The sequence below is a fragment of the Streptomyces sp. NPDC047072 genome (genome assembly GCF_040643855.1).
In the GTDB taxonomy this organism is placed as follows: Bacteria; Actinomycetota; Actinomycetes; order Streptomycetales; family Streptomycetaceae; genus Streptomyces.
On the sequence record NZ_JBEYVC010000038.1, the window covers coordinates 1 to 25,036 of the forward strand.

General features: G+C 71.2%; 23 protein-coding genes and 1 pseudogene. 16 read left to right on the forward strand and 8 right to left on the reverse strand.

Annotation, left to right across the window (positions count from 1 at the left end; genetic code table 11):
• From ABZ896_RS18550 to ABZ896_RS18580, 7 genes and pseudogenes are all read left to right on the forward strand, one after another.
• Positions 1-94 (forward strand): annotated as a pseudogene (locus ABZ896_RS18550) (TetR family transcriptional regulator); the annotation flags it as partial.
• Positions 95-201: 107 nt separating this feature from the next.
• Positions 202-1,245, forward strand: a complete 1,044-nt coding sequence (locus ABZ896_RS18555) for an NUDIX domain-containing protein (RefSeq protein ID WP_360929555.1) — start codon at positions 202-204, stop codon at positions 1,243-1,245.
• A gap of 208 nt (positions 1,246-1,453) precedes the next feature.
• A complete protein-coding gene (locus ABZ896_RS18560; RefSeq protein WP_360929558.1) occupies positions 1,454-3,271 on the forward strand; it encodes an ABC transporter family substrate-binding protein in 1,818 nt (605 codons plus the stop codon).
• A 95-nt stretch (positions 3,272-3,366) separates the two neighbouring features.
• Positions 3,367-4,353: an ABC transporter permease gene (locus tag ABZ896_RS18565; RefSeq protein WP_360929560.1), complete on the forward strand. Its 987-nt coding sequence runs from the start codon at positions 3,367-3,369 to the stop codon at positions 4,351-4,353.
• Positions 4,346-5,251, forward strand: a complete 906-nt coding sequence (locus ABZ896_RS18570; RefSeq protein WP_360929563.1) for an ABC transporter permease — start codon at positions 4,346-4,348, stop codon at positions 5,249-5,251. Before ABZ896_RS18565 ends, ABZ896_RS18570 begins: the two co-directional genes overlap by 8 nt.
• Entirely contained in the window at positions 5,248-6,342 is a 1,095-nt protein-coding gene (locus ABZ896_RS18575; protein WP_360929567.1) for an ABC transporter ATP-binding protein, read from the forward strand. Before ABZ896_RS18570 ends, ABZ896_RS18575 begins: the two co-directional genes overlap by 4 nt.
• Positions 6,339-7,397 carry an oligopeptide/dipeptide ABC transporter ATP-binding protein gene (locus tag ABZ896_RS18580; protein WP_360929570.1) on the forward strand — a complete coding sequence of 353 codons (1,059 nt, stop codon included), beginning with the start codon at positions 6,339-6,341 and terminating at the stop codon, positions 7,395-7,397. Before ABZ896_RS18575 ends, ABZ896_RS18580 begins: the two co-directional genes overlap by 4 nt.
• Here ABZ896_RS18580 and ABZ896_RS18585 read toward each other — a convergent pair.
• Positions 7,370-8,398, reverse strand: a complete 1,029-nt coding sequence (locus tag ABZ896_RS18585) for a protein kinase family protein (RefSeq protein ID WP_360929573.1) — start codon at positions 8,396-8,398, stop codon at positions 7,370-7,372. The genes ABZ896_RS18580 and ABZ896_RS18585 overlap by 28 nt on opposite strands.
• Positions 8,395-9,750: a dipeptidase gene (locus ABZ896_RS18590; protein ID WP_360929576.1), complete on the reverse strand. Its 1,356-nt coding sequence runs from the start codon at positions 9,748-9,750 to the stop codon at positions 8,395-8,397. Before ABZ896_RS18590 ends, ABZ896_RS18585 begins: the two co-directional genes overlap by 4 nt.
• A 133-nt stretch (positions 9,751-9,883) precedes the next feature.
• Here ABZ896_RS18590 and ABZ896_RS18595 point away from each other — a divergent pair, with 133 nt between their 5' ends.
• Positions 9,884-11,152: a geranylgeranyl reductase family protein gene (locus tag ABZ896_RS18595; RefSeq protein WP_360929579.1), complete on the forward strand. Its 1,269-nt coding sequence runs from the start codon at positions 9,884-9,886 to the stop codon at positions 11,150-11,152.
• Between the two features lie 33 nt (positions 11,153-11,185).
• Here ABZ896_RS18595 and ABZ896_RS18600 read toward each other — a convergent pair whose 3' ends face one another.
• Positions 11,186-11,635, reverse strand: coding sequence for a nitroreductase family deazaflavin-dependent oxidoreductase (locus tag ABZ896_RS18600; RefSeq protein ID WP_360929582.1), 450 nt, complete (start codon positions 11,633-11,635; stop codon positions 11,186-11,188).
• A gap of 133 nt (positions 11,636-11,768) precedes the next feature.
• Here ABZ896_RS18600 and ABZ896_RS18605 point away from each other — a divergent pair, with 133 nt between their 5' ends.
• Complete coding sequence (locus ABZ896_RS18605; protein WP_360929585.1) at positions 11,769-12,461, forward strand: TetR/AcrR family transcriptional regulator; 693 nt, start codon at positions 11,769-11,771, stop codon at positions 12,459-12,461.
• Positions 12,462-12,487: 26 nt separating this feature from the next.
• Entirely contained in the window at positions 12,488-13,015 is a 528-nt protein-coding gene (locus ABZ896_RS18610; protein ID WP_360929588.1) for a hypothetical protein, read from the forward strand.
• A gap of 40 nt (positions 13,016-13,055) precedes the next feature.
• Here ABZ896_RS18610 and ABZ896_RS18615 read toward each other — a convergent pair whose 3' ends face one another.
• Entirely contained in the window at positions 13,056-15,716 is a 2,661-nt protein-coding gene (locus ABZ896_RS18615) for a glycosyl hydrolase (protein ID WP_360929591.1), read from the reverse strand.
• Between the two features lie 160 nt (positions 15,717-15,876).
• Here ABZ896_RS18615 and ABZ896_RS18620 point away from each other — a divergent pair, with 160 nt between their 5' ends.
• The 3 genes from ABZ896_RS18620 to ABZ896_RS18630 all read left to right on the forward strand — a co-directional run bounded on the left by ABZ896_RS18620 (position 15,877) and on the right by ABZ896_RS18630 (position 18,706).
• Positions 15,877-16,671 carry a leucine-rich repeat domain-containing protein gene (locus ABZ896_RS18620; RefSeq protein WP_360929594.1) on the forward strand — a complete coding sequence of 265 codons (795 nt, stop codon included), beginning with the start codon at positions 15,877-15,879 and terminating at the stop codon, positions 16,669-16,671.
• A 155-nt stretch (positions 16,672-16,826) separates the two neighbouring features.
• The gene (locus tag ABZ896_RS18625; RefSeq protein WP_360929597.1) at positions 16,827-18,044 is read left to right on the forward strand and encodes a sensor histidine kinase; all 1,218 of its coding nucleotides are present in this window, start codon (positions 16,827-16,829) and stop codon (positions 18,042-18,044) included.
• The gene (locus tag ABZ896_RS18630; RefSeq protein ID WP_360929600.1) at positions 18,041-18,706 is read left to right on the forward strand and encodes a response regulator transcription factor; all 666 of its coding nucleotides are present in this window, start codon (positions 18,041-18,043) and stop codon (positions 18,704-18,706) included. The genes ABZ896_RS18625 and ABZ896_RS18630 overlap by 4 nt, the downstream gene beginning before the upstream one ends.
• On the opposite strand, the gene ABZ896_RS18635 is transcribed toward ABZ896_RS18630, so the two are convergent.
• Together ABZ896_RS18635 and ABZ896_RS18640 are read right to left on the reverse strand one after the other, a co-directional pair.
• Positions 18,667-18,954: a DUF6332 family protein gene (locus ABZ896_RS18635; RefSeq protein WP_360929603.1), complete on the reverse strand. Its 288-nt coding sequence runs from the start codon at positions 18,952-18,954 to the stop codon at positions 18,667-18,669. The two genes, ABZ896_RS18630 and ABZ896_RS18635, sit on opposite strands and share 40 nt — an antisense overlap.
• Positions 18,955-19,024: 70 nt before the next feature.
• Complete coding sequence (locus tag ABZ896_RS18640) at positions 19,025-20,509, reverse strand: MFS transporter (protein WP_360929606.1); 1,485 nt, start codon at positions 20,507-20,509, stop codon at positions 19,025-19,027.
• A gap of 87 nt (positions 20,510-20,596) precedes the next feature.
• Between ABZ896_RS18640 and ABZ896_RS18645 the strand changes: the two genes are divergently transcribed.
• Positions 20,597-20,977, forward strand: coding sequence for a MarR family transcriptional regulator (locus ABZ896_RS18645; RefSeq protein ID WP_360929608.1), 381 nt, complete (start codon positions 20,597-20,599; stop codon positions 20,975-20,977).
• 21 nt (positions 20,978-20,998) lie between these two features.
• Here the strand turns inward: ABZ896_RS18645 and ABZ896_RS18650 are convergent, their stop codons facing one another.
• Entirely contained in the window at positions 20,999-21,733 is a 735-nt protein-coding gene (locus ABZ896_RS18650) for a maleylpyruvate isomerase family mycothiol-dependent enzyme (RefSeq protein ID WP_360929611.1), read from the reverse strand.
• Between the two features lie 14 nt (positions 21,734-21,747).
• Entirely contained in the window at positions 21,748-22,362 is a 615-nt protein-coding gene (locus ABZ896_RS18655) for a TetR/AcrR family transcriptional regulator (protein ID WP_360929614.1), read from the reverse strand.
• Positions 22,363-22,546: 184 nt separating this feature from the next.
• Between ABZ896_RS18655 and ABZ896_RS18660 the strand changes: the two genes are divergently transcribed.
• On the forward strand, positions 22,547-22,786 hold the full coding sequence (locus ABZ896_RS18660; protein WP_360929617.1) for a hypothetical protein: 240 nt from the start codon (positions 22,547-22,549) through the stop codon (positions 22,784-22,786).
• Positions 22,786-25,020 carry a heavy metal translocating P-type ATPase gene (locus ABZ896_RS18665; protein ID WP_360929620.1) on the forward strand — a complete coding sequence of 745 codons (2,235 nt, stop codon included), beginning with the start codon at positions 22,786-22,788 and terminating at the stop codon, positions 25,018-25,020. The genes ABZ896_RS18660 and ABZ896_RS18665 overlap by 1 nt, the downstream gene beginning before the upstream one ends.
• Positions 25,021-25,036: the final 16 nt, after the last annotated feature.

Consider the following 25,036-nt stretch of genomic DNA (forward strand, 5'->3'; position numbering starts at 1 on the left):
GATAGCGTCGGCGGCCGGGATCTCGCGGCCGCTGGTCTACCACTACTTCCCCGGCAAACTCAGCCTGTACGAGGCCGCGTTGAAGCGGGCGGCCGTCCATGAGGGGCTCCCGTGCCGCGTTCGTGCGCCCTCAACTGCGGCTGGTTTCCGTGGCAGGGTGGAACGGGCAAGCCACAGGGGGCCAACAGAAGAGGGGGACCTGTGACCGTCGTCTGGATCAACGGCGCGTTCGGTGCGGGGAAGACCACCACCGCACGGGAACTGATCGAACTGATCCCGAACAGCACGCTCTTCGACCCGGAGATCATCGGCGGAGCGCTGACGCAGCTGCTCCCGCCCAAGCATCTCGCCGAGGTCGGCGACTTCCGGGACCTGCCGATCTGGCGCCGTCTCGTGATCGACACGGCGGCCGCGATGCTCGCCGAACTCGGCGGGACCCTCGTGGTCCCCATGACCCTGCTGCGCCAGGAGTTCCGCGACGAGATCTTCGGCGGTCTCGCCGCCCGCCGGATCGCCGTCCGGCACCTCCTCCTCGCCCCGGCCGAAACGATCCTGCGCGAGCGAATAGCCGGGCGGGAGCTCCCGCCCGACCTGCCCGACGGCGAGATACGGGTACGGCAGTGGTCGTACGACCACATCGAGCCGTACCGGCACGCCCTCGCCTCCTGGCTCACCGCCGACGCGCACCCGGTCGACACCAGTGCGCTCACCCCCTACGAGAGCGCCGTCCGTATCGCCGAGCTGCTCGGCGCGGGGACCGTGCCCGCCTGCGACATCGTCCAGACCCCCGAACCCACCCGCGAGACCGTGGCCGCCGGGGTCCTGCTCTTCGACGAGCGGGACCGGGTGCTGCTCGTCGACCCCACCTACAAGGCCGGCTGGGAGTTCCCCGGCGGGGTCGTGGAGCCCGGTGAGGCGCCCGCGCGGGCCGGTGTGCGCGAGGTCGCCGAGGAGACCGGCATCCGCCTCGACGACCTGCCCCGGCTCCTCGTCGTCGACTGGGAGGCCCCCAAGCCACCGGGCTACGGCGGACTGCGCCTCCTCTTCGACGGCGGCCGGCTCGACTCGGCGGAGGCGGACCGGCTCCTGCTGCCCGGACCGGAGCTGCGCGGCTGGTGCTTCGCCTCCGAGGAGGAGGCCTCCGACCTGCTTCCGCCGGTGCGCTACGAGCGGCTGCGGTGGGCGCTGCGGGCCCGGGAGCGCGGTGCGGCGCTCTATCTGGAGGCCGGAACGCCCGTCGGATGATCGCCGTCAACTTGCCGCATTCTTCTGCTTGTTGGTGCGGAGTTTGCCCTTCCGGAGGCGTCCCTTTCCCAGTTTGCCCGACCGGGAAAATTCCTAGGACAAAGCGAGGGTGAACTGTCGCCGTCCCGGTATGAACGGGGAAACGCCGTGACGACGTGGGCGCTTTACCTTCGGTGCGCAGCTCGGTTCTCCCGTTCGAAGGAGGGACATGCGCGCACCATCATCGGCCCTCGCCCGGGGCCTCACGCTCGCCGCCGGTCTGACCCTGGTCCTCGCCGCCTGCAGCAGCGGCGGCGGGGGCGGCGGCTCCGGCAGTACGACCTCGGCGGGACTGACGTCCTGCACGACCGCGGGCAAGGCGAACACCTGTAACTCCGGCACCACTAAGGCGGGCGGAACCCTGACCTATGTGCTGGAGAAGAACATCCAGCAGTGGAATATCCAGGACGTCAACGGAAACACCTTCGAGAACGGCGAGGCCGTCGGGGTCGTCCTGCCCTCGGTCTTCGTCCCGCAGCCCGATTTCACCGTCAAACTCAACAGCGACCTGATGGTCTCGGCGACCCAGACCAGCGCCAGCCCGCAGACGATCGTCTACAAGATCAACCCGAAGGCGTCCTGGAACGACGGAACGCCCATCACCGCCGACGACTTCGAGTACTACTGGCGCACCAACAACGGCAAGGACTGCCCGCCCCCGCCCGCCAGCGACACCACCCAGACCAAGGGGTGCCTGCCCAACGGGACGGCCGGCTACGAGAACGTCAAGACGATGACCGCCTCCGACAACGGCAAGACCGTCACCATGGTGATGTCGAAGCCCTTCTCGGACTGGAAGTCCCTCTTCGGAGCGGGGTATCCGCTCTATCCCGCGCATGTCGCCGAGAAGGTCTCCGGCGCGAAGGCGGGCGACGCCGCGCACATGACGGCCGCCCAACTCGCCCAGGGCTGGCAGTACTTCCAGAAGAACCCGCCCACCAAGTACGCCACCGCCGGTCCCTACAAGATGCAGCAGTGGGTCGACAACGACCACGCCACCTACGTACCCGACCCCAAGTGGTGGGGCGCGACGAAGGCGCCGCTCGGCCGGCTCATCTTCAAGGTCATCACGGACGCCACGCAGGAGCCCACCGCCCTGCGCAACAACGAGGTCCAGGCGATCTACCCGCAGCCCGAGGTGGACCTGGTCAACCAGGTCAAGGACATCCCCGGGGTCACCTACACCATCGGCAGCGGGCTGATCTGGGAGCACTTCGACCTCAACCTGCACGATCCGGTGCTCGGCAAGTACAAGGCGCTGCGCCAGGCCATGTTCACCGCCATCAGCATCAAGGACATCGTGTCCAAGACGGTCGGCCAGTTCGACCCGCACGTGAAGCCGCTCGGCAACCACAACTTCGTTCCCGGCCAGGCCGGTTACAAGGACGTGATCACCGCCACCGGCCAGGGCTCGGGTGACCTCACCAAGGCGAAGAAGCTGCTGACCGACGCCAAGTTCACGGGTGTCGGCACCGCGCTCAGGACACCGGACGGCAAGGCGGTCGGGCCCTTCAACTGCCGCTACACCACCGGCAATCAGATCCGGCAGAGCGAGTGCCAGATCCTCCAGAGCAACCTCGCGAGCCTCGGTATCAAGATCACCATCCAGCCCATCGGCGCCGCCGACCTCGGCACGGTCCTCGCCGGGCACCAGTACGACATCATCGTCTTCGCCTGGGTGGCCTCGCCGTTCCCCAGCACCGGTGCCGCCCAGAACTGGGAGACCGGTGGCGGCGGCAACTACGGCGGATACAGCAACAAGCAGGTCGACGCCCTGATCAGCAAGGCGACCAGTGAGACGGACCAGGCGAAGTCCGCCGCCCTGCTCAACCAGGCCGACGAGCTGATGTCCCAGGACGCCTATGTGCTGCCGCTGTACCAGAAGCCGACCTTCCTGGCCGTGCAGACCCGGTGGGTGAACATCCGGGACAACGCCACGGTCGTCGGACCGCCGTACAACGTCGGCGCGTGGGGGCTGAAGAAGTAGGCCTTCGGCGACCGGGTCCGGCCCGGCCCGGGTGACATCCCGGGCCGGGGCGGCCTTCCTTGTCAGGTCGTTCACCCGTCCGAGAGAAGAACCGCATGCTCGCCTACACCGTGCGCCGCGTCCTCGTCTCCATCCCCATCCTGATCGCCTCGACGTTCATCGTCTTCCTCGTCGTCCTGGCCTCCGGCGACCCCGTCGCCAACTTCGCGACCTCACGGCAGCCCGCCCCCAGCAAGGCCGCCGTGGCCGCCTTCGCCCGGCACATCCACGCGGACCAGCCCGCCGCGGAGCGCTACTGGAACTGGATCGTCGGCGTCCTGCACGGCGACTTCGGCCCGTCCGTGCAGACCAACCTGAACATCGGGCACGACCTGTTCACCCGCTTCCGGGTGACCGTCACCCTGGTCGCCGCCGCGATGATCCTCGCGCTCGTCCTGGCCGTGCTGTTCGGTGTGTTCAGCGCCGTCAGGCAGTACACGGTCGCCGACTACGGCATCACCTTCTTCGGCTTCCTCTTCCTCGCCATGCCGGTCTTCTGGTTCGCCGTCCTGCTCAAGCAGGGCGGGATCTGGCTCAACGAACAGACCGGCAGCCAGTTCCTCGGCACCATCGGCGAGAAGTCGGCGTATCTCCCCGTCGACACGCCCTGGAACGAGTTCGTCGACCGCGTCGGCCACCTCGTCCTGCCGACGGTCACCCTCGCCCTGGTCTCGTTCGCCTCCTGGACCCGCTACGCGCGCGCCTCCATGCTGGAGGTCCTGGGCAGCGACTACGTCCGCCTCGCCCGCGCCAAGGGACTGCGCCGCTACACCGTGATGACCCGGCACGCGCTGCGCACCGCCCTCATCCCGCTCACCACCGTCACCGCCCTGGACATCGCCAACATCCTCGGCGGGGCCGTCGTCACCGAGACGATCTTCCAGTGGCACGGCATGGGCGAGATGCTCGTGCAGGCCGCGCAGACCGTCGACGTCTACCGGATCATGGCCTGGCTGCTGCTCTCCGCGGTCGTCGTCATCGCGTTCAACCTCATCGCCGATCTGCTCTACGCCGTTCTCGACCCGAGGATCCGCTATGACTGACATCGAGGCGCCCGAAGTCCCGCGCGCGGATGCGGAGTTCACGGTACGGCAGCGCAGCCAGACCCGGATGGTGCTGCGCCGCTTCGTCCGGCACCGCGCGGCCATGATCAGTCTCGTGGTCTTCGTGCTGATCGTGCTGTGGGCGTTCATCGGCCCCCATCTGTGGCACTACTCGTACGAGAAGTTCACCCCCGACAACTCCCAACCCCCGTCCTGGAAGCACCCGTTCGGCACCGACTCGTCCGGCTACGACGGGTACGCCCAGGTGATGCGCGGTACCCAGACCTCGCTGAAGATCGCGCTCATGATCGGGTTCGGGTCGACGCTGGTGGGCGCGGTCTGGGGGGCCGTCGCGGGCTTCTACCGGGGGTTCGTCGACACGGTGATGATGCGGATCGCCGACCTCGTCCTCACCCTGCCGCTGCTCGCGATCGCCCTCGTCATCTCCTCCCGCAGCGGCGGCTCCTGGTACTGGATCGCGATCGTCATCGCCGGACTCACCTGGGCGTACGTGGCCCGGGTGGTGCGCTCCAGCGTGCTGTCGCTGCGCGAGAAGGAGTTCGTGGAGGCGGCGCGGGCGCTGGGCTCCTCGGACACCCGGATCATCTTCCGGCACCTGCTGCCCAACGCGCTCGGCCCGATCATCGTCAACGCGACGGTCCTGGTGGCCACCGGCATCCTCACCGAGACCGCCCTGTCCTTCCTCGGCTTCGGCGTCCAACCCCCCGACACCTCCCTGGGGTTGCTGGTCGCCCAGGCGCAGACGGCCGTCGACACCCGGCCGTGGCTCTTCTACATCCCCGGCGCGTTCATCATCGCCATCGCCCTCACCGTGAACTTCATCGGTGACGGGCTGCGCGACGCCTTCGACCCCCGGCAGCAAAGGGTGCGACAGTGACGGACACAGTGACAGGGCCGGTGACCGACTCCGTGCTCGAAGTGACGGACCTGGGCGTGGAGTTCGCCACCGAGGACGGCACGGTACGCGCCGTGCGCGGCGTCGGATACCGGCTGCGCCGGGGCGAGGCGCTGGGCATCGTCGGCGAGTCCGGGTCCGGGAAGTCGGTGACCGCCCTCGCCGTGATGGGGCTGCTGCCGGCCACCGCCCGGATCCACGGCTCGGTGCGCTTCGACGGGGAGGAACTCCTCGGGCTCTCCGACGCCCGGCTCTCCGCCGTCCGCGGCAAGGGCATCGCCATGGTCTTCCAGGACCCGATGACCTCCCTCAACCCCGTGTACGCGGTGGGCTACCAGATCGCCGAGACCCTCCGCAGACACCACCCCGGCATGACCGCGAAGGCCGCGCGGGTGCGGGCCGTGGAGCTGCTCGGAGCGGTCGGCATCCCGAGCCCCGAGCGGCGCGTGGACGCCTACCCGCACGAGCTGTCCGGCGGGATGCGCCAGCGCGTGGTGATCGCCATCGCCATGGCCAACGACCCGGACGTGATCATCGCCGACGAGCCCACCACCGCCCTCGACGTCACCGTGCAGGCCCAGGTCCTCGACGCGCTGGAGACCGCCCGCGCCGAAACCGGAGCGGCCCTGGTGCTGATCACCCACGACCTCGGCGTGGTCGCCGGCCACACCGACCGGGTGGCCGTCATGTACGCGGGACGCATGGTGGAGACCGGCTCCGTCGAGGACATCTTCTACACCCCTCGCATGCCCTACACCCTCGGCCTGCTCGGCTCCCAACCCCGCATGGACCGCGAGGACGCCCGCCTCACCCCGATCACCGGCTCCCCGCCCTCCCTGCTCAACCTCCCGCCCGGCTGCCCCTTCGCACCCCGCTGCCCGATGCGACGGGACCTGTGCACCACGGCGGAGCCGCCGCTGCGTCCGGCGGGCGCCGAAGGCCACCTGAGCGCCTGCCACTTCTCCGAGGAACTCGTCGGCACCGGCGCCGAGGAGGTCTTCGAGACGGCGGGCGCCGACGCGGAGGCGCTGGCGAGGTTCGCCGACAACACCGCCGAAGGGGGCACCGCATGAGCGTGACCGAACAGCTCGCCCCGCTCGCCGGGCAGGGCGGCACGGGCGAGCCCGTCCTTCAAGTGCGCGATCTCGTCAAGCACTTCCCCGTGATGTCCAAGGGAGTCGTACGGCGCCGGGTGGGCGACGTGCACGCGGTGTGCGGGGTCTCCTTCGACCTGTACGAGAACGAGACCCTCGGCCTGGTGGGGGAGTCGGGCTCCGGCAAGACCACCGTTTCGCGGACCGTGCTCGGTCTGGAGAGCGCCACCTCGGGGCAGGTCCGCTACCGGGGCCGCGAACTCACCGAACTGAGCCGACGTCAGATGCGGCCGCTCAGGCGCGAGTTGCAGATCGTCTTCCAGGACCCGTACGCCTCTCTCGACCCGATGATCTCGGTGCACGAGATCGTCGCCGAACCCCTGCGCATCCACGGCCGCTACGGTCCCGGAGCCGCCGAAGAGGTACGCGAACTGCTGCGGCTGGTCGGCTTGAACCCCGAGCACGGCAACCGCTACGCCCACGAGTTCTCCGGCGGGCAGCGCCAACGCATCGGTATCGCACGGGCGTTGGCGCTGCGCCCCAAGGTGGTCGTCCTGGACGAGCCGGTCTCCGCGCTGGACGTGTCCATCCAGGCGGGCGTCCTCAACCTGCTGATGGACCTCCAGAGCGAACTCGGCCTGTCCTTCCTCTTCGTGGCGCACGACCTTTCAGTGATGCGGCACGTCGCCGACCGGGTCGCCGTCATGTACCTGGGCCGCCTCGTCGAGATCGCGCCCGCCCGGCAGCTCTTCGCCCGCCCCGCGCACCCGTACACCCAGGCCCTGGTCTCGGCGATCCCGCTGCCCGATCCACGCAAGGAGCGCGCCCGCAAACGCGTCACCGTGCAGGGCGAGGTCCCGAGCCCGGTCCGGCCGCCGAGCGGCTGCCGCTTCCGCACCCGGTGCCCGAAGTTCGCCGACCGGCTGACGGAGAGCGAGCGGGTGGCGTGCGTCGAGAAGGTGCCCGACCTGGTGGATCGGGGCGGCGGCAACCCGGTCGCCTGCCACTACGCGGAGAGCGTGGAGCTGTTGTAGGGGAGGGGGGAGGCGGTCAGCCTGCTCTCCTGCTCCAGGCCGCGGTTGAAGTCGCCGACGACGGTGGCGAGTCGGGCATGCCGGGAGACGATCCCGGCGACCGCTTCCGGCACGCCCTCGGGCCGCTGCCCGTCGGCGCACGCCCGGATGAACTCCTGGCGCTCGTCCCGGCCGAGGCCGTACTGGTCCACCACGAGCCAGTGCACGAGATAGGAGAGCGCGTAGGAGCGGTCGTAGCGGCGGTGCAGCTCGTAGAACTCGCTCTCCTCGGCGGTGAGTTGGAAGCGCGGGGAGAGAGCGAGGCCGTAGTCGGTGAGGTAGAGCTGCCGTCCGTCGGTGAGGACGTTGCCGAAGTGGGCGTCGAAGTGCAGGAGTTGGTGCTCGGCGAGAAAGGCGGTGACGGCTTCGAGGCCCTCTTCCACCAGGGCGCAGGCCGTGTCGGCGTCCGTGCGGAGCCGGGCGGGGAGCCAGTCGTGCAGGGTGTGGGGGACGTACTCCAGGAAGAGCGCGAGGCTCGCGGACGTCGTGCGCAGGGCCTCGGCGCGCTCACGGATGCGTGGGCCCCAGTAGGCGACGGCCCTTTCCACATCGGTGAGTTCGTCCGGCAGATGGTGAGGTGTGTCGGGCAGCACCCGCCAGTGGTACAGCAGCGGGAAGCCCGGGAAGCGGCCCGACAGCACCCAGTCGGTCGTCCACTCGTGCACGGCCAGCTCGCGCCAGGCGCCGAAGCCGGGGCTGCCGATCGCACCGATGCCGTAGTGGCAGTACGGCGGCATGTCGAAGAGGTTGGCGGTGGAGCGGACGTGGTCCGGGTGCAGCTCCAGGTCGGTGAGCGGCACCCGCTTCACGAAGACCGGCCGGCCGTCCGCCTCGACCAGCGTGGCGCGACCGCCGATCCCCGTGCCCAGCGGCGTCCCCGACTCCACCAGGGCGGTGAGGGCGGGGTCGTCGAGCCGGGCCAGGGACGCGGCGATCCCGGCGTGCTCGGTCAGGCGGTTCACATCGCCGCGTAGTTCCGCAGGAACAGGGCCTCCGCCACCGAGAGCCGCTCCAGCTCCTCCGGGGACACGCTCTCGTTCACGGCGTGGATCTGGGCCTCCGGCTCGCTCAGGCCGATGAGGAGGATCTCCGCACGCGGGTAGAGGGAGGCGAGGGTGTTGCAGAGCGGGATGGAGCCGCCCTGGCCGGCGTACTGCATCTCCTGGCCCGGGTAGGCCACCGCCATCGCCTCGGCCATCGCCGCGTACGCCGGGCTGGTGGTGTCCGCGCTGAACGGCTGGCCCTGGCCGACCTGTTCGACGCTCACCCGCGCACCCCACGGCGTGTGCGCCTCGATGTGGGCCTGGAGCAGCTTGTTCGCCTCGGCCGCGTCGACGCCCGGCGGCACCCGCAGGCTGACCAGCGCGCGGGCGCTCGCCTGCACGGACGGGGTGGCGCCGACGACCGGCGGGCAGTCGATGCCGAGGACCGTGACGGCCGGGCGGGCCCAGATCCGGTCGGCGACCGTGCCGTCACCGATCAGCTCGACGCCGTCCAGGACCTTGGCGTCCGTGCGGAACTGCTCCTCGTCGTACTGGAGACCGTCCCACGACGCCTCGGACGTGAGCCCGTCCACCGTGGTCGAGCCGTCCTTCGCGCGCAGCGAGTCCAGGACGCGGATCAGCGCCGCCAGCGCGTCGGGGGCGGCGCCGCCGAACTGGCCCGAGTGGAGGTTGCCGCCCAGGGTGTCGACCTGGACGCGGACCATGCTCATGCCGCGCAGGGTGGCGGTGACCGTCGGCAGCCCGGTGCGGAAGTTGCCCGCGTCGCCGATGACGATGGTGTCGGCGGTGAGCAGGTCGGGGTGCTCCTCGGCGTACCGCTCCAGGCCGCCGGTGCCCTGCTCCTCGGAGCCCTCGGCGATGAACTTGACGTGCACCGGGATGCCGCCGTTCGCCTTCAGGGCGCGCAGCGCGAGCAGGTGCATGATCACACCGCCCTTGCAGTCGGCGGCCCCGCGCCCGTACCAGCGGCCGTCGCGCTCGGTCAGCTCGAACGGCGGGGTGCTCCAGCCCGCCTCGTCCAGCGGCGGCTGCACGTCGTAGTGGGCGTAGAGCAGCACGGTCTTCGCGCCCTCGGGGCCCGGCAGGTAGCCGTACACGGACTGGGTGCCGTCGGGGGTGTCGAGCAGGGCCACGTCCTCGAAGCCCTCGGCGGTGAGCGCGTCCGCGACCCAGCGGGCGGCGCCCTCGCTCTCGCTCCTCGGGAACTGGTCGAAGTCCGCCACCGACCTGAACGCCACCAGTTCCGCGAGCTCGGCCCGCGCGCCGGGCATCAGTGAGGCGACGGTCTCGGCGACCGGATTCGACGACATGGGCACGCTCCTTGTGGGTGCGACGTTGTACCTGTGAGTGCCGTAGATCCTCCCACAGTGGTCTGTGGGCGGGCCCGCCGTAGGATGCGGGAGACAGGTGCGGCAGTGGCTTGATCGGGAGCAGCAGACCATCGTGAGCAGCGAGAACTCTTCGGCGGACGACGCTTCGGCGGACGGTGTGCCGGGCGACGGGCAGCGGGTGTGGGACGTCGTCGTGGTGGGCGCGGGTCCCGCGGGGGCCTCGGCCGCCTACGCGGCGGCGGTCGCGGGACGGCGGGTGCTGTTGCTGGAGAAGGCCGAGCTGCCCCGCTACAAGACGTGCGGCGGCGGGATCATCGGCCCCTCGCGCGACGCCCTGCCGCCCGGCTTCGAACTGCCCTTCAGGGACCGGGTGCACGCGGTCACCTTCTCCAACAACGGCCGCTTCACCCGCACCCGGCGCTCCAAGCAGATGCTGTTCGGGCTGATCAACCGGCCCGAGTTCGACCAGCAGCTGGTCGAGCACGCCCAGAAGGCGGGCGCCGAACTGCGGACGGGCGTCACCGTGCAGCGCGTCGAGCAGCACGGCTCGGCGGTGCCCGACCGGCGTACGGTCGCCGTGGTGCTGCAGGGCGGCGAGACGCTGCTCGCGCGGGCGGTCGTCGGGGCCGACGGCAGCGCCAGCCGGATAGGGGCGCATGTCGGGGTCAAGCTCGACCAGGTCGACCTCGGCCTGGAGGCGGAGATCCCGGTGCCGGAGACCGTCGCCGAGGACTGGAAGGGGCGGGTGCTCATCGACTGGGGCCCGATGCCCGGCAGTTACGGCTGGGTCTTCCCCAAGGGCGACACCCTGACGGTCGGCGTGATCTCGGCGCGCGGCGAAGGCGCGGCCACCAAGCGGTACTTGGAGGACTTCGTGGGGCGGCTCGGCCTCGCCGGGTTCGAACCCAGCATCTCCTCAGGGCACTTGACCCGCTGCCGTGCCGACGACTCGCCGCTCTCGCGCGGGCGGGTGCTGGTCTGCGGTGACGCGGCCGGACTCCTTGAGCCGTGGACCCGTGAAGGCATCTCCTTCGCGCTGCGCTCCGGACGGCTCGCGGGGGAATGGGCGGTCCGGATCGCCGAGGCGCACGACGCGGTGGACACCCGGCGCCAGGCCCTGAACTACGCGTTCGCCATCAAGGCGGGCCTCGGCGTCGAGATGAGCGTCGGCAAGCGGCTGCTGACCGTCTTCGAGCGCCGCCCCGGCCTCTTCCACGCGGCCCTGACCGGGTTCCGGCCCGCGTGGAACGCGTTCAAGGAGATCACCCAGGGCGTGACCTCGCTGGGCGAGATGGTCCGCGGGCGGCCGATGGCCCAGCGGGCGCTGGCGCGGTTCGACCCGCGGCCGGAGAGCCCTGCGGGTGGTGAGGCGAGCTCCTGAGTCTGCGATTCCTGACCGGTCACTCCGGGCCGGTCACTTCCCGACCGTGATCCGGAAGACCGGGTGGTCGGCGGCGGCCGCGGTGAGTTCCTCGTCGGAGGACTTCGCGGTCACGCCCTGGAAGTACTGGTTGACCTCCCAGCCCCACTTCTCCAGATAGGTCCGCAGGATCGGGAGCTTCTCCGCGTCGGGAAGCTCCACCGCGGTGAACTCCCGGACCTTGCGGCCCACCCGCAGCTCCCCGCCGCCGGCCGCGCGCATGTTGCGCACCCACTGCGAGTGACCGCGCGCCGAGACCAGGTACTGCCCGCCCTCGTACGTGTGCGGGTTGACCGGGATGCGCTGCATCTGACCGCTCTTGCGGCCGCGCACCGACATCTCCGCGGTGCCGGCGAGGCTCAGGCCGTGCCGGGCGAGCCAGCCGATGACGCTGTTGAGGCGGACGTTGAGCGGGCTGCCCTTGAGGTAGTACGGCGACGACATGGTGACCCCTATCGGATTGGGAGAGCAGTGCTCTCGCTTTCGGTGACATCAGTCTGCATGGATCGCCGCGCGTATGCAAGAGCAGTGCTCTCGATTGTGTGCACCGCTCTGTTTCTGTGGAAGACTGGCTCCCATGAGCACCTCACAAGGCGCCCGCGCCCGGGCGAGGATCGAAGTCACCGCGGCCATCAAGGACGAGGCACGCCGGCAGCTGGCGGCGGAGGGTGCAGCCAAGCTCTCGCTGCGGGCCGTGGCCCGCGATCTCGGGATGGTCTCCTCGGCGCTCTACCGGTACTTCCCGAGCCGTGACGACCTGCTGACGGCGCTGATCATCGACGCGTACGACTCCCTCGGCGAGGCGGCGGAGAAGGCGCACGGCGCGGCGGCCTCCGCCGGGCCCGTGGAGCAGTGGGTCGCCGTCTGCGAGGCCGTGCGCGGTTGGGCGCTCACGCATCCGCACGAGTACGCGCTGATCTACGGCTCCCCGGTGCCGGGTTACGCCGCTCCCCAGACGACGGTCCCGCCCGCCGCCCGCGTCGGCCTCCTGCTGATCGGGATCGTTCGCGACGCGCACGAGGGGCCGGGGCTGACCGAGCCGCCCCTCTCCGCCGACCTGCGCCCCGAGGCCGAACGCATCGCGGCCGACCTCGCCCCGGACCTCCCCCCGGCCGCGGCGGCGGCCCTCATCGCGGCCTGGGCCCAGCTGTACGGCCTGGTCAGCTTCGAACTGTTCGGTCAGTTTCACCTGGTCGTCGAGGACCGCGAGACGTTCTTCCGGCACGCGGTCGCGCGACTGGCGCGGGGGGTGGGTTTGGCGGAGGGTTAGGGCGTTGACGGTCGGGAGGTGTCGCGATGCGTGGGTGGGCCGGGGTCTGGGTGATCGTCGGAGTGGTTCTCGTGACGGCGTGCGGCGGCTCGACCGGGGGCGGCGGATCCACCGCAGGGCCTTCCGGGGACCGCTCGGGGACTTTGTCCGGCGGTACGCCCACGCACACCGTCGCCGCGCCGTCCCTTTCTCCAGCGTCCTCGCCCTCGACCGGCACCTGCGTCGCCGGACACGCCGAGGTCACCGTCTCTCCCGGTGACGCTCCCCGACAGCGGGTGTGCGTACGGCCCGGAACCATGGTGTCGCTCGTCCTGGAACCCCGCCTGGACGACAAGCGATGGGTGACCGTTCGGAGCTCGGCGCCCGTTCTCGTCGTCTCGTCGGACTGGCAGGTCGAAGAGGACGGGACCGCCCGCGCCTCGCTGCGGTGCGCGGGCACCCGGGGCGGGGCGGCCCAGGTCACCGCCCTCGCCAAGGCGCCGGATGTGGCGGGCGCGGCGAAGGTCGCCTTCTCGCTCGACGTGAGCGTGGTGCCGTACGCGACGCAGCGGTGAACCCGAAGACCGGGATCACCGCCGCGCGCGCCTGTCGGGGTCAGCGGCAGTCGCTCACCGGTATCCGGTAGATGCCGCGGCCGTGCGTCGCCGCGTACAGCGTGCGGCCGTCGGGGCTCAGCTTGAGCTGGAGGACGGCGACCGCGGGCAGCGACCCGACGCGCTGCCAGGTGGTGCGACCCGGCGCCCGGTAGACGACGCCGAGGTCGGTGGCGACGGCGAGGCCGCCGTTCGGAGTGACCACCGCGGAGTCGGACGGCACGTCGGGAAGGTTCGCCGAGACGTCCTTCCAGGTGGTACCGCCGTCCTTGGACTCGAAGACATGGCCGACACCGGCGCCCGGTCCCTCGGTCCACTGCCGGGAGAATCCGCTGACCGTGAGGAAGACGTGGTCGGCGTTCTTCGGGTCGACGGCGAACCCGCTGAGGTAGCGGTTGGGCACCGTCCCGTCCGCTCCCGTGGCGGGCAGGGCGATGTCGTGCCAGCCGGTGCCGTCCGCGTTGCCTACGGCGATACCGCGGGCGAATCCCTGGTTGTTGCAGGGCCCGCACCAGGCCGCGTACACCTTGCCGCCCGAGGCGGCGACCGCGGTCGCGGTGTGGCCGGCGCCGAGGTCGTACACGCTCTTCCACTCGTCGCCGCTGCGGATGGCGTACCCGTGGGTCTGGACCCAGACATGGCGGCCGCCCGCGATCCAGGTCGAGCTGTCCTTCGCGTCGGCCGCGAGGGGAGCGATGAAGCGCGCCTCACCGGTGGCGTTGTCGGGCGGAGCGACGCCGTACGACGTGGCCTTGCTCGGGTCGTCGAGCCAACTGCCGTCGTTGACCGCGCAGTTCTGGGTCACCTGGATGGCGAGGTAGACGTACTCCTCCGCGATGTCGCAGCCGTTGGCCGGGTCGGTGAGGGTGTCGCCGCCGTCGCCGCCGAAGTTGGAGCCCATCACCTTGTCGTTGCTGCGCAGGATCGACTGGCCGTTGTCCTGCAGGCCCCCGGTGACGGAGACGCCGCCGTAGGTCAGGTCCTTGCCGACGCCCACCGAGTAGTACTGGAGGGTGTCGATGGTGCCGTCGTTGAGGGAGGTCCAGTCGGTGGCGTGGCCCGCGGAGTCCTGGGCGCCGTCGACCGGGCGCTTGTAGAGGCCGCCGTCGTTGCCGACGTAGACGAAGCTCTTGCCGTGGTAGCGGCCGATGGCGACACCGTGCTGGTCGGAGTGGGTGGTCGGGCTGCAGTCGCCGGTCTGCTTGGCCGGATCGATGTTCCAGCAGGGGAAGGTGAAGTTCCAGTACGGGCCGACGGTGGACCAGGTGGAGCCGCCGTCCTTGGTCTCGTAGACCTCCTCAAGGCCCGCGTACACATGGTCCGGATTCGCCGGATCGACGGTCAGGAACTGGTTGTACCAGGCCTGCACGCCCGGCATGTAACCGGCGGTGGTCAGCGCGGAACCGGAGGCGGCCAGCCCCTGGTAGTCGGCGATCTTCGTCCAAGGGCCGGTCGGAGAGCCGGACTTGGAGACGTAGATGCCTTCCAGGCCGCTGTCCGGGTTGGTGTTCAGCTGCTCCGGCGACTGGTCGATCGCGTAGTAGCGGGAGCCGTCGGCGGAACGGGCGAAGGTGACACTGCCGACGTCGTCCGCGTCGGCCGGCAGATCGCCCAGACCGCTGGTGATACGCGTCCAGGCGCCCTTGGAGTCCTTGGTGTCCTTGGTGTAGAAGCCGTTGTAGTCGTCACCGCTGCGCCAGCCGACCGCCAGCACCACCTTGGACGGGTCCTTCGGGTCGATCGCGATGTCGTTCGTGATGTTCTTGTACGCGGCGTCGGGGTCGTCGGCCTTCGAACCACCCGGCAGATAGGCGGGGTTGGGCGCGTACTCCAGCTTCCAGGATCCGCCGAGCCGCTTCGTGGAGTGGCTCCACACGCCGGCGCTGGTCGCCGCCCAGACCCTGCCCGCGCCGAAACGCAGCTCGTGGATGGTGGTCGACTCCAGTTCGTCGCCGCCGACCCTGCTGCGCGAGGAGAACGTGCCGTGGTGCGGGTCGGACAGGACGTAGACGCCGCTGCCGAGGTAGGCGTCCGCGTTGGTGGTCGCCTCGCCGGTGCCCAGCCACAGCCGCCCGGCGCCGTCGAGCGCGAGCGCGCCGGTGGACTGGGACGGCAGCCTGTCGCTGATGGGCTGCCAGTGGCCGCCGCCCCGCTCGGAGCGCCAGACGCCGCCACCGGCGCTGCCCGCGTACACGTATCCGTCGTCGTCGGCGGCCAGCGCGGCCATCCGGCCGGTGACATCGCCTGACCCGCCACTGGAGTTGGAGTCGATGTCGCGGTAGCGGGAGTCGTCCGAGTTGTACGGCAGGTTCGTGACGTTGGTCCAACTGCCGCCGGTGCTCGGAAGGTTGGTCAGGCTGCTCCAGGCGGCGCCGTACGCGCCCGGGGCGACGATGCCGGGTGAGGTGCGGGCCTCGGCGTACTGGTCCGCGCCCTCGGCTATCTCGTCGGCCTCGTTGCCGTCATCGTCGTCCGCCGCCGTCTTGGGACTCATGGCGCCCACCGACTGCTCGCGTGCGGCGGCGAGTTGGGCGAGCGTACGCGCCCCGAAGGGGCTGCCGTGGCCGCCGGGTGCGGCGCTCGCGGGGATCGCGAGAAGTCCGGCGGATGCGGTGATGGCGCAGATCGTGAGCCATCTTCTTCTGTGGGTCGGTGCTGGCACAGGTCCTCCCAAACGGGCATCGACAGACCGTCGGTAGAGACCCGACCACGGGCGGCACAAGCGGTCCGACGCTTGAGAGGTCCTTGACCAGAGCCTGTCAGATCATGGCCTGGGTCGTGCGGATGACGCCGTACCGGGCACCGCTCCCTATCGTTGCGCCATGACGGACGAACAGCTGCCCGCACAGCTCTTCCCGAACCGCTTTCCCGAGGCGATGGACTTCCGGCCCGGGGTGCCGCAGGACGACTGCCACTGCTTCAGCCAGATCCGGGTCAGTCCGCCCGGCGCGACGACGTCCTTCCACGCCGAGATCCAGGACACCACCGCTCCGGGCTGGCTCAGGCTGCTGGAGCTGGTCGAGGAGGCGGTGGCCGACGGGCGGGAGGAGTTCCGCCCGCTGCCGGAGCTGAGCCCCGAGGAGCGGCGGCAGATCGTGACGCTGCCGGCGTCGATCGGGCGGCTGACCGCGGTGCGCACCCTGGTGTTGTACGGAAGCAACCTGGTCCGGATCCCTCCGGAGATCGGCGACATGACGAGCCTGGAGGAGTTCAGCCCGTACACCTCGCGACGGCTGCACTGGTTCCCGTACGAGATCACGCGGTGCTCTCGGCTGGCACGCAGCACGGTGAGTACGCGCTCGATCTACGGCAACTACAAGTACCGGCCGCCGTTCCCACGCCTCGCCCCGCCCGGCGACACGGTCCTGGACCTCGAGAACCTGGATCCCGCCCGCTGGGGCACCACCGCGGCCCCCACCTGCGGTGTCTGCACCGCCCCCGTCCCGGCGACAGGCCCGCACCAGGCCTGGCTCTCCCGCCCGGTGGCAACCGATGTCCTCCCCTTCCTGGTCAACGCCTGCTCCCAGACCTGCCTCGACACCCTGCCCTCAGGTGCGGAGGGTCACCTCCCCACACCCCACCGGGGCGGCACGATCGAACAGCCTCCGCCGCGCTGACCGTCGTCACCGGGGCGACGCCGAACTTGATGTCGCCCGCAGGCAGCCCTTCGGTCACAGTGGGGTCCCCTCGCCTGGGTACTTCCCGGGGAGTACGCGTGAGCACCGCCCTCAGATGACGCCCGGGGTGGGGCCGGGCGTCTAGCGTGGCTGGTATGGACGGTGAGCAGGGCGTGGATGGGGGCGGGGCGTCGCTGTGGTGGCGGCCGTCGTGGGGTCGCTACGGCGGTCCGAATCGGCGGTGGCCGTGGCCGTCCACCCTGTTGCTGACCGGCTTCGTGCTTGTGGGGTCGCGGTTCGCGGAGGCTCAGCAGGTGGGTGACCGAGCCCCTCTCGATCTCTTCGCGCGGGTGCTTCTGGTGGTCGGCTCCGGGCTGCTGCTGTGGCGGCACCGGCAGCCGGTGCTTGTCGCCTTCGGTACGGCCGGCGCCGCCATGGTGTACCTGGGCGCGGGATACCCGTACGGCCCGGTCTTCCTCACCGTCGCCCTCGCCTGCTTCTGCGCCGTCGTCGCCGGGCACCGCAGGGCCGCCTGGACCGCGCTCGGGATGTTCTGGGCGGGACATGTGCTGGTGGCGCACTGGCTCTACCAGTGGCTGCCGCCCGCCAAGGACGATGCCGCCGCCTGGGGGCAGGAGGGCGTGATCGCCGGCTGGACGGTCGCGATCCTCGCCGTCTCCGAACTCGCGCGGTCCCGCCGCGAGCAGTGGACGCGGGAGCGGGCCGAGCGCGCCCAGGCCGCGCGGCGGCGCGCCGACGAGGAGCGGCTGCGGATCGCCCGGGAACTGCACGACGTCCTCGCACACAGCATCTCCGTCATCAACGTGCAGGCCGGCGTCGGCCTCGCCCTCCTGGACACCGACCCCGAGCAGGCCCGCACCGCGCTCACCACCATCAAGTCCGCCAGCAAGGAGGCCCTCGGCGAGGTCCGCCAGGTCCTCGACACCCTGCGCACGCCGGGTGACGCACCGCGCGCCCCCGCGCCCGGTCTCGACCGGCTGCCCGAGCTGGTCGCCCAGGCCGCGGACGCGGGCCTCACCGTCGAGGTGGCGGGCGAGGCGCCCCGCCTCGCGCCCGGCACGGACCTCGCCGCCTTCCGGATCGTCCAGGAGGCGCTCACCAATGTCGTACGGCACTCCGGCTCCCGGCACGCGCGCGTACGGCTCGAACACGACGGGGGAGCCCTACGGCTCCGTATCGACGACGACGGACCCGCGACCGGCGCCGACACGGGCGGCAGCGGCAACGGGCTGGCCGGAATGCGGGAGCGGGCGGCCGCGCTCGGTGGCACGATCGAGGCGGGGCCGCGACCCGACGGAGGGTTCCGGGTTCTCGCCGTACTGCCTCTCAAGGTGAAGGAGGACAACCGGTGATCCGCGTACTGCTCGCCGACGACCAGTCGCTCGTGCGGGCCGGCTTCAAGGCGCTGCTCGACGCGCAGTCCGACATCGAGGTGGCCGGGGAGGCCGCCGACGGCGAGGCGGCGGTGCGCGCGGTGCGTGAACTGCGGCCCGACGTCGTCCTGATGGACATCCGGATGCCACTCCTCGACGGCCTCGCGGCGACCCGGCGGATCACGGCGGACACCGCCCTCGGCGGGGTGAAGGTGGTCATGCTCACCACCTTCGAACTCGACGAGTACGTCTTCGAGGCGATCCGCGCGGGTGCCTCCGGCTTCCTGGTCAAGGACACCGAACCGGAAGAACTCCTGCGCGCGGTAAGGGCGGTGGTCGAGGGCGACGCCCTGCTCTCGCCCGGTGTCACCCGCCGTCTCATCGCCGAGTTCGCGGCCCGCTCCAAGGAGCCCGCGGCGGAGGGCGCCCTCGCCGAACTCACCGAGCGGGAACGGGAGGTGATGGCCCTGGTCGGGATCGGCCTGACCAACGACGAGATCGCCCGCCGTCTGGTGGTCAGCCCCCTCACCGCGAAGACCCACGTCAGCCGCACGATGGTCAAACTCGGCGCCCGCGACCGGGCCCAACTGGTGGTACTGGCCTACGAGTCGGGGTTGGTCCGACCGGGCTGGCTGGGCTGACCCCCGGACCGGAAGCGCACCAGCACGCTGATCACCCGGGCGACGAAAACGACGGGGGCGACGCCGAGCCCGATCCGCAGCAGCAACAGCTCGACGGTGTGCGGCAGTTCGAAGAGCAGGGCGGGTCCGGCCACCGCTCCGAAGAGCACCGCCGCCGCGAACAGCGCACTGCACAGCGCGTACCCGATCTCGACGGTCATGGCGTCCCGCTCGGCCTGACCGCGCCGTCCCCCGTCATACGACGTCATCCCGAAAGCCTCGCAGGCCGGTGCCCGGCGGGGCAAGCGAACCCCGCCGGGCACCTGGAGAGGCGTCCCCCTAGTCGCGTACGGGTACGCGCTCCGCCTCCTCCAGGGACGTGGACTTGGCGACCACCACGGACCGCTGCGGCTCCCCGCGACGCCCGCGCAGCCCCGGCAGCGTGATCAGCAACCCGGCGAGCGCGATGCCCGTCACCACCACGAGTCCGGGCCGGTAGCTGTCCAACACCGCCTGGGGCGTGGCGTGTTCGGGGGCGCCCGCGGTCACCACGGCCGTCACGACGGCCAGGAAGATCGCGCCGCCCACCTGCACCGAGGTGTTGAGCAGCCCGGAGACCATGCCCTGCTCGTGGTCCTCGACCCCGTTGGTGGCCTGGATGTTGAGCGAGGGGAAGACCAGCGCGCAGGCCGCGCCGATCAGCAGCATCGACGGCAGCACGACGGTGGCGTACGCCGGGTCGAGGTTGATGCGCAGGAACAACCCGTACCCGACGACCATCAGCCCGAAGCCCACCGCGATCAGCCGCTGGGTGCCGAACCGGTCGACGATCGAGCCGACCTTCGTCGAGGACACCGCCACCAGCGCACCGGCCGGCAGGAAGGCGAGCGCCGTGTGCAGCGCAGACCAGCCGAGCAGCGACTGCATGTACAGCGTGGTCAGGAACTGGAAACCGACGTACGACCCGAAGAAGGCCAGCGCGCCGAGCTGTGCGCGGATCTGGTTGCCGGAGCGCAGCACGCCGAGCCGGATCAGCGGACCGGGGGAGCGCCGCTCGACGACCACGAACACGGTCAGCAGGGCGGCAACGGCCAGGAAGGACAGGAGAGTTCGGGCCGAGGCCCAGCCGGACTCCGGGGCCTGGACGACGGTGAAGACGAGCAGCAGCATCGACGCGGTACCGAGGATCGCGCCGGGGATGTCGTAGCCGTTGTGGTCCTTCTCGCGCTCGCTGCGCGGCAGCAGCTTCAGGCCCGCCAGCAGCGCGATCAGGGCGATGGGCGCGGGCAGCAGCATGGTCAGGCGCCAACTGGCCTCGGTGAGCAGGCCGGAGAGCACCAGGCCCATCGAGAAGCCGGTGGCCGCGCAGGTGGTGTAGATGGACAGGGCCCGGTTGCGCAGCGGGCCCTCGGCGAAGGTCGTGGTGATGATGGACAGGCCCGCGGGCGCGGTGAAGGCCGCGCTCAGGCCCTTGATGAAGCGGCTGGCGATCAGCAGCGGGCCGGAGTCGACGAGGCCGCCCAGCAGCGAGGCGACCGCGAAGACGCCGAGGGCCACCAGGAAGACCTGGCGCCGGCCCAGCAGGTCGGCGGTGCGGCCGCCGAGGAGCAGGAGACCGCCGTAGCCGAGGATGTAGCCGCTGACGATCCATTGCAGCGTCGAGGTGGAAAGGCCCAGGTCGGAGCCGATGGACGGCAGGGCGACGCCGACCATCGACACGTCGAGGGCGTCCAGGAACATCGCGGCGCACAGCACCAGCAGGGTGCCCCAGAGCCGGGGCGTCCAGCGCGCCTCGGACCCGGGGTGGGTGAGCGGAGAGGTCATGCCGACGACACTACATGCACATGCATGGGATGCAAGCGCATTTAATTCCAGTGCAATAATTCGTGGTCTCTGCTACGGTGCGTGCCCATGGTGGCGACGAAGCCCGAACAGGTGCTGGCGCAACAGTGGCGGGAGATCCTCGCGCTGCACGCGCGCACGCAGTGCGAACTCGACCGGGCCCTGCAACAACACGGTTTGTGCGCAAGCGACTTCGAGGTGCTGGACGTCCTCGCCGACGGGGGCTGCTCCTACCGCGTCCAGGAGATCTCGGAGCGGGTCCATCTGAGCCAGAGCGCCCTGTCGCGGCTCATCGCCCGACTGGAGAAGGACGACCTCGTGGAGCGCGGGATGTGCGCCGAGGACCGCAGGGGTGTACGGGTGCAGCTCACGTCGAAGGGGCGCGCGCTGCACCGGGACGCCCTGCCGGTCCAGCGCGCGGTGCTGACCCGGATGCTCGTGGCCGACTGAGCCGCGACGGCCGGGCCGGTCTCAGCCGATCGCCGACTTCTCCCGCCACAGGTCGGCCACCGCGACGTCCCCGGTCACGGCCGGGAACGGCAGCCGGTTCCACAGGGCCAGATACAAGCGGGCGGCCGGCCCGGAGATCTCGCAGTCGGCCTCGCCGGCCGCGCCGCCTTCCGTCGCGGGCGGCTCCTGCGTCAGTCGTACGGTCCACACCGCGTCGTCCACGTCGGTGGCCCGGATCCGCAGGACCCGGGGCGTCTCGGTGCGCAACCGGCCGCGGTCGCGGGCCTGGAAGCCCCGCAGCAGCTCGTCGATGCCGTCGACCGCGAACGCCGGTCCGATCTCGGCCGGGGCGCCGCCGCGGGCGGCCTCGGCGTCGAAGCGGTGGACGGTCGTCTCGTGCGCCTGGCGGCGGGCCCAGAACGCGAGCGGGGACGGCGCGGCCAGGAAGTGCCAGCATTTGAGGCCGGGTTCGGCGGCCGTGAGGGTGTCGAGCAGACGACGGTGGCTCGCCCGGTACCACTCCACCAGCGGTGCGCCGTCGAGGTCGGGCGGATCGCCCATGGGGCGCGGTGAGTCGAGGCGCTCGGCGACGAAGCCGGCCGCCCAGAGATGCACCACGCCGGTGTGCTTGAGCAGGTCCCGCACCTGCCAGTCCGGGCAGGTCGGCACCTTGGCGTCGGGCCCCGCCGCCGCGGCGGCCGACGCGAGCAACTGGCCCTCGTGGCCCAGGATCCGGACGTACTCCTCTGTCTCCATGGGCCGAGTGTGCCTCACGGAGCGGCCGTGAGGGCGGGGAGGATCACGCCGTCGACGTAGTCGCGCAGGAACGTGCGGTCGGCCGGGCCCTCCTCGACGAGTTCGTGGGCGATCAGGGCGCCGAGCAGCGCGTGCGGGACGTAGGTCCGGGCCGGGGACCCCGCGGAGATCTCTTGGCGCTCGACGGCTCGCGACAACAGCGCGTCGAGTCCGGCCAGTTCGGGGTCGATGACGAGGTCGCGCAGCGCCTCGAACAGGTCGGGGTGGCTCTGGGCGGCCTGGGCGAGCCCCCGCAGCAGCGCGGTGTCCTCGGCCAGCCGCCGGTGGTCCGCCTGGACGACCATCTCGGAGAGGTCGCCGCGCAGGGAGCCGGTGTCGATGTCGGCGAGGGTGACCGGCTTCTGCCGGCGCAGGGCCTGGGCGACCAGTTCCGGTTTCCCGGCCCACTGGCGGTAGAGGGTGGCCTTGCTGCACCGGGCGCGGGCGGCGACGGCCCCCATGGTGAGGGTGTCGTAGCCGACCTCCCGCAGCAGGTCGAGGACGGCCGCGTAGAGCTCCGCCTTCCGCTGCGGCGACAGTCGGCTGCGCCGCCGTGGGGTGCGTCGGAGTGCGGCGCTGTCGGAGTCCACCTGTTCCTCGTCCCTCGGGGAGCATTTCGTACGTGATTGAACTATCCCCGGTCTCTAAGTGTACGAAACCGTTTCGCTGAGGAAAAGTGCGGGGCTCGGGAACTCCGGACCGTCCCCGTCCGACTCCTGTGGCAGCACGGCGCGATCCGGTCGACGTCGTGCCTGCGACCTGGAGACACGGTTGATGGAAGAGTCCCGGCGATCTTGGAGGTACGTTCCTCCGCCCGCCCTCTGCGGCTTCCTGCTGCTGTTGGCGCTGATGTTCGGCGTCTCGTACGGCGTCGGCGCGGCCTCCGGCCCGGTGGCCCCCGGCATGCACGGCACCGGGACCGGCGGGGGCGGCGGCGCAGGTGACGGCACCGGCGGAGGCGGTATGGACATGGGTGGCATGGGCATGGACGGCACGGGCGAGGGGACGCGCTGATGAGCACCGAATCCCTCACCGCGCTCGTGACCACCGACCTCACCGTCGGCGGCATGACCTGCGCGGCCTGTGTGAGCCGCGTCGAGAAGAAGCTGGGTCGGCTGGACGGCGTCACCGCGACCGTCAACCTCGCCACCGGCCGGGCCCGGGTCAGCCATCCGCCGCACATCGGTCCGCGGCAGCTAGTGGAGACCGTGGAGAAGGCCGGCTACACGGCCGCGCTCCCGGCACCGTCCCAGGAGGAGCAGGGGGAGGGCGGAGACGAGGACGCCAGGCAGGAGCTACGACGGCTGCTGGTCACCGCGGCGCTCGCCCTGCCGGTCCTCGTGCTGTCGATGGTGCCCGGACTCCAGTTCCGCAACTGGCAGTGGCTGTGCTTCGTGCTCGCCGCGCCCGTCGCCGTCTGGAGTGCTCGGCCCTTCCACGTCCGTGCGGCACGGGGACTTCGGCACTCCACGGCCACCATGGACACCCTGGTCTCCCTCGGTGTCGTCGCCTCCTTCCTCTGGTCCACCTACGCGCTGTTCCTCGGCGGAGCCGGAGTGCCCGGGATGCGGATGCCGTTCAGCCTGGTGCCGTCCGCCCCGGACGGTGTCGCGCACATCTACCTCGAAGCGGCCGTCGGCGTACCGCTGTTCGTCCTGACCGGCCGGTTCCTGGAGGCACGGGCTCGGCACGGGACCGGCGCGGCCCTTCGCTCCCTCGCCCAACTCGCCGCAAAAGAGGTGGCCGTACGGGAGAACGGCGTCGAACGGCTTGTCCCCGTCGAGGACTTGGGCGTCGGCCAGGTCTTCGTCGTGCGGCCCGGCGAGCGGATCGCCACCGACGGGCGGGTCACGGAGGGGAGTTCGGCGGTCGACCTGTCCCTCGTCACCGGCGAGAGCGAACCGGTCGAGGTCGGACCCGGCTCGGCCGTGGTCGGCGGGGCCGTCAACGCGGGCGGGCTGCTGCTCGTACGGGCCACCGCGGTCGGTGCCGACACCCAACTCGCCCGTATCACCCGTCTGGTGACGGAGGCTCAGGAGGGCAGGGCGAAGGCGCAGCGACTTGCCGACTCGGTGGCCGGTGTCTTCGTGCCGGTCGTGCTGGCGCTGGCGGTCACGACGCTCGGGTTCTGGCTCGGTGCCGGGGCCGAACCGCAGGCGGCGATCACGGCCTGCGTGGCCGTCCTGGTCGTGGCCTGTCCGTGCGCCCTCGGCCTCGCGACGCCGACCGCGCTGATGGCGGCCACCGGGCGCGGGGCCCAACTGGGCGTTCTCGTCACCGGTCCGCAGGCCCTGGAGGGACTCCAGCACCTCGACGCGGTGGTCCTCGACAAGACCGGCACCCTCACCTCGGGCCACATGAGCGTCGCGCGCGTCACCGCCGTACCGGACGGGCTCGGTCGTGCCGCCGTACTGCGGCTGGCGGGGGCCGTCGAGCAGGGCTCGGAACATCCGCTGGGGCGGGCCATCGCGTCGTACGCGCGGCGGGAGACGGGGGAACGGCTGCCGGAGGTGGCGGAGTTCCGTGCGCTCCCCGGGCGCGGAGTGCGGGGCCGGGTGGAGGGGCGGGCCGTCGAAGTCCGGGCGCCCGACGCGGAGTTGCCCGCCGGGCTGCCGGTGGCGGAAGCCGCGGCCCATACGCCGGTGCTGGTGTACGTGGACGGGGTCGTGGAGGCCCTCGTCGAGGTCGGGGACGTCGTACGACCGGGCAGTTACCGTGCCGTGGACCGGCTGCGGCGGCTCGGCGTACGGCCCGTTCTCGCGACCGGCGACCGGGAGACGCCCGCCCGGGCCGTCGCCGAGACACTGGGGATCGACGAGGTGCACGCACGCTGCACCCCCGAGGACAAGGCCGACCTCGTACGGGACCTCCAGGCCGAGGGCTACCGGGTCGCGGTCGTCGGCGACGGCGTGAACGACGCCGCCGCACTGGCCGGGGCCGACCTCGGGATCGCCATGGGCAGCGGCACGGACGTGGCCATCGGAGCCGCCGACGTGACGCTCGTGCGCGGGGACATCGAGGCGTTCGCGGACGCGGTCCGGCTCGCCCGGCGCACGCTGGGCACGATCCGCGTCAACCTCCTCTGGGCGTTCGGCTACAACGTCGTCACCGTCCCTCTCGCCATGGTCGGCCTGCTGAACCCGATGGTCGCCGCCGCCGCGATGTCGGCGAGTTCCGTGCTGGTGGTCGCCAACAGTCTGCGGCTGAGGGCCGGGAAGCCCTCACCTGGGCGGAGGGGCACCCCATGACCGATAGGGAGGCACC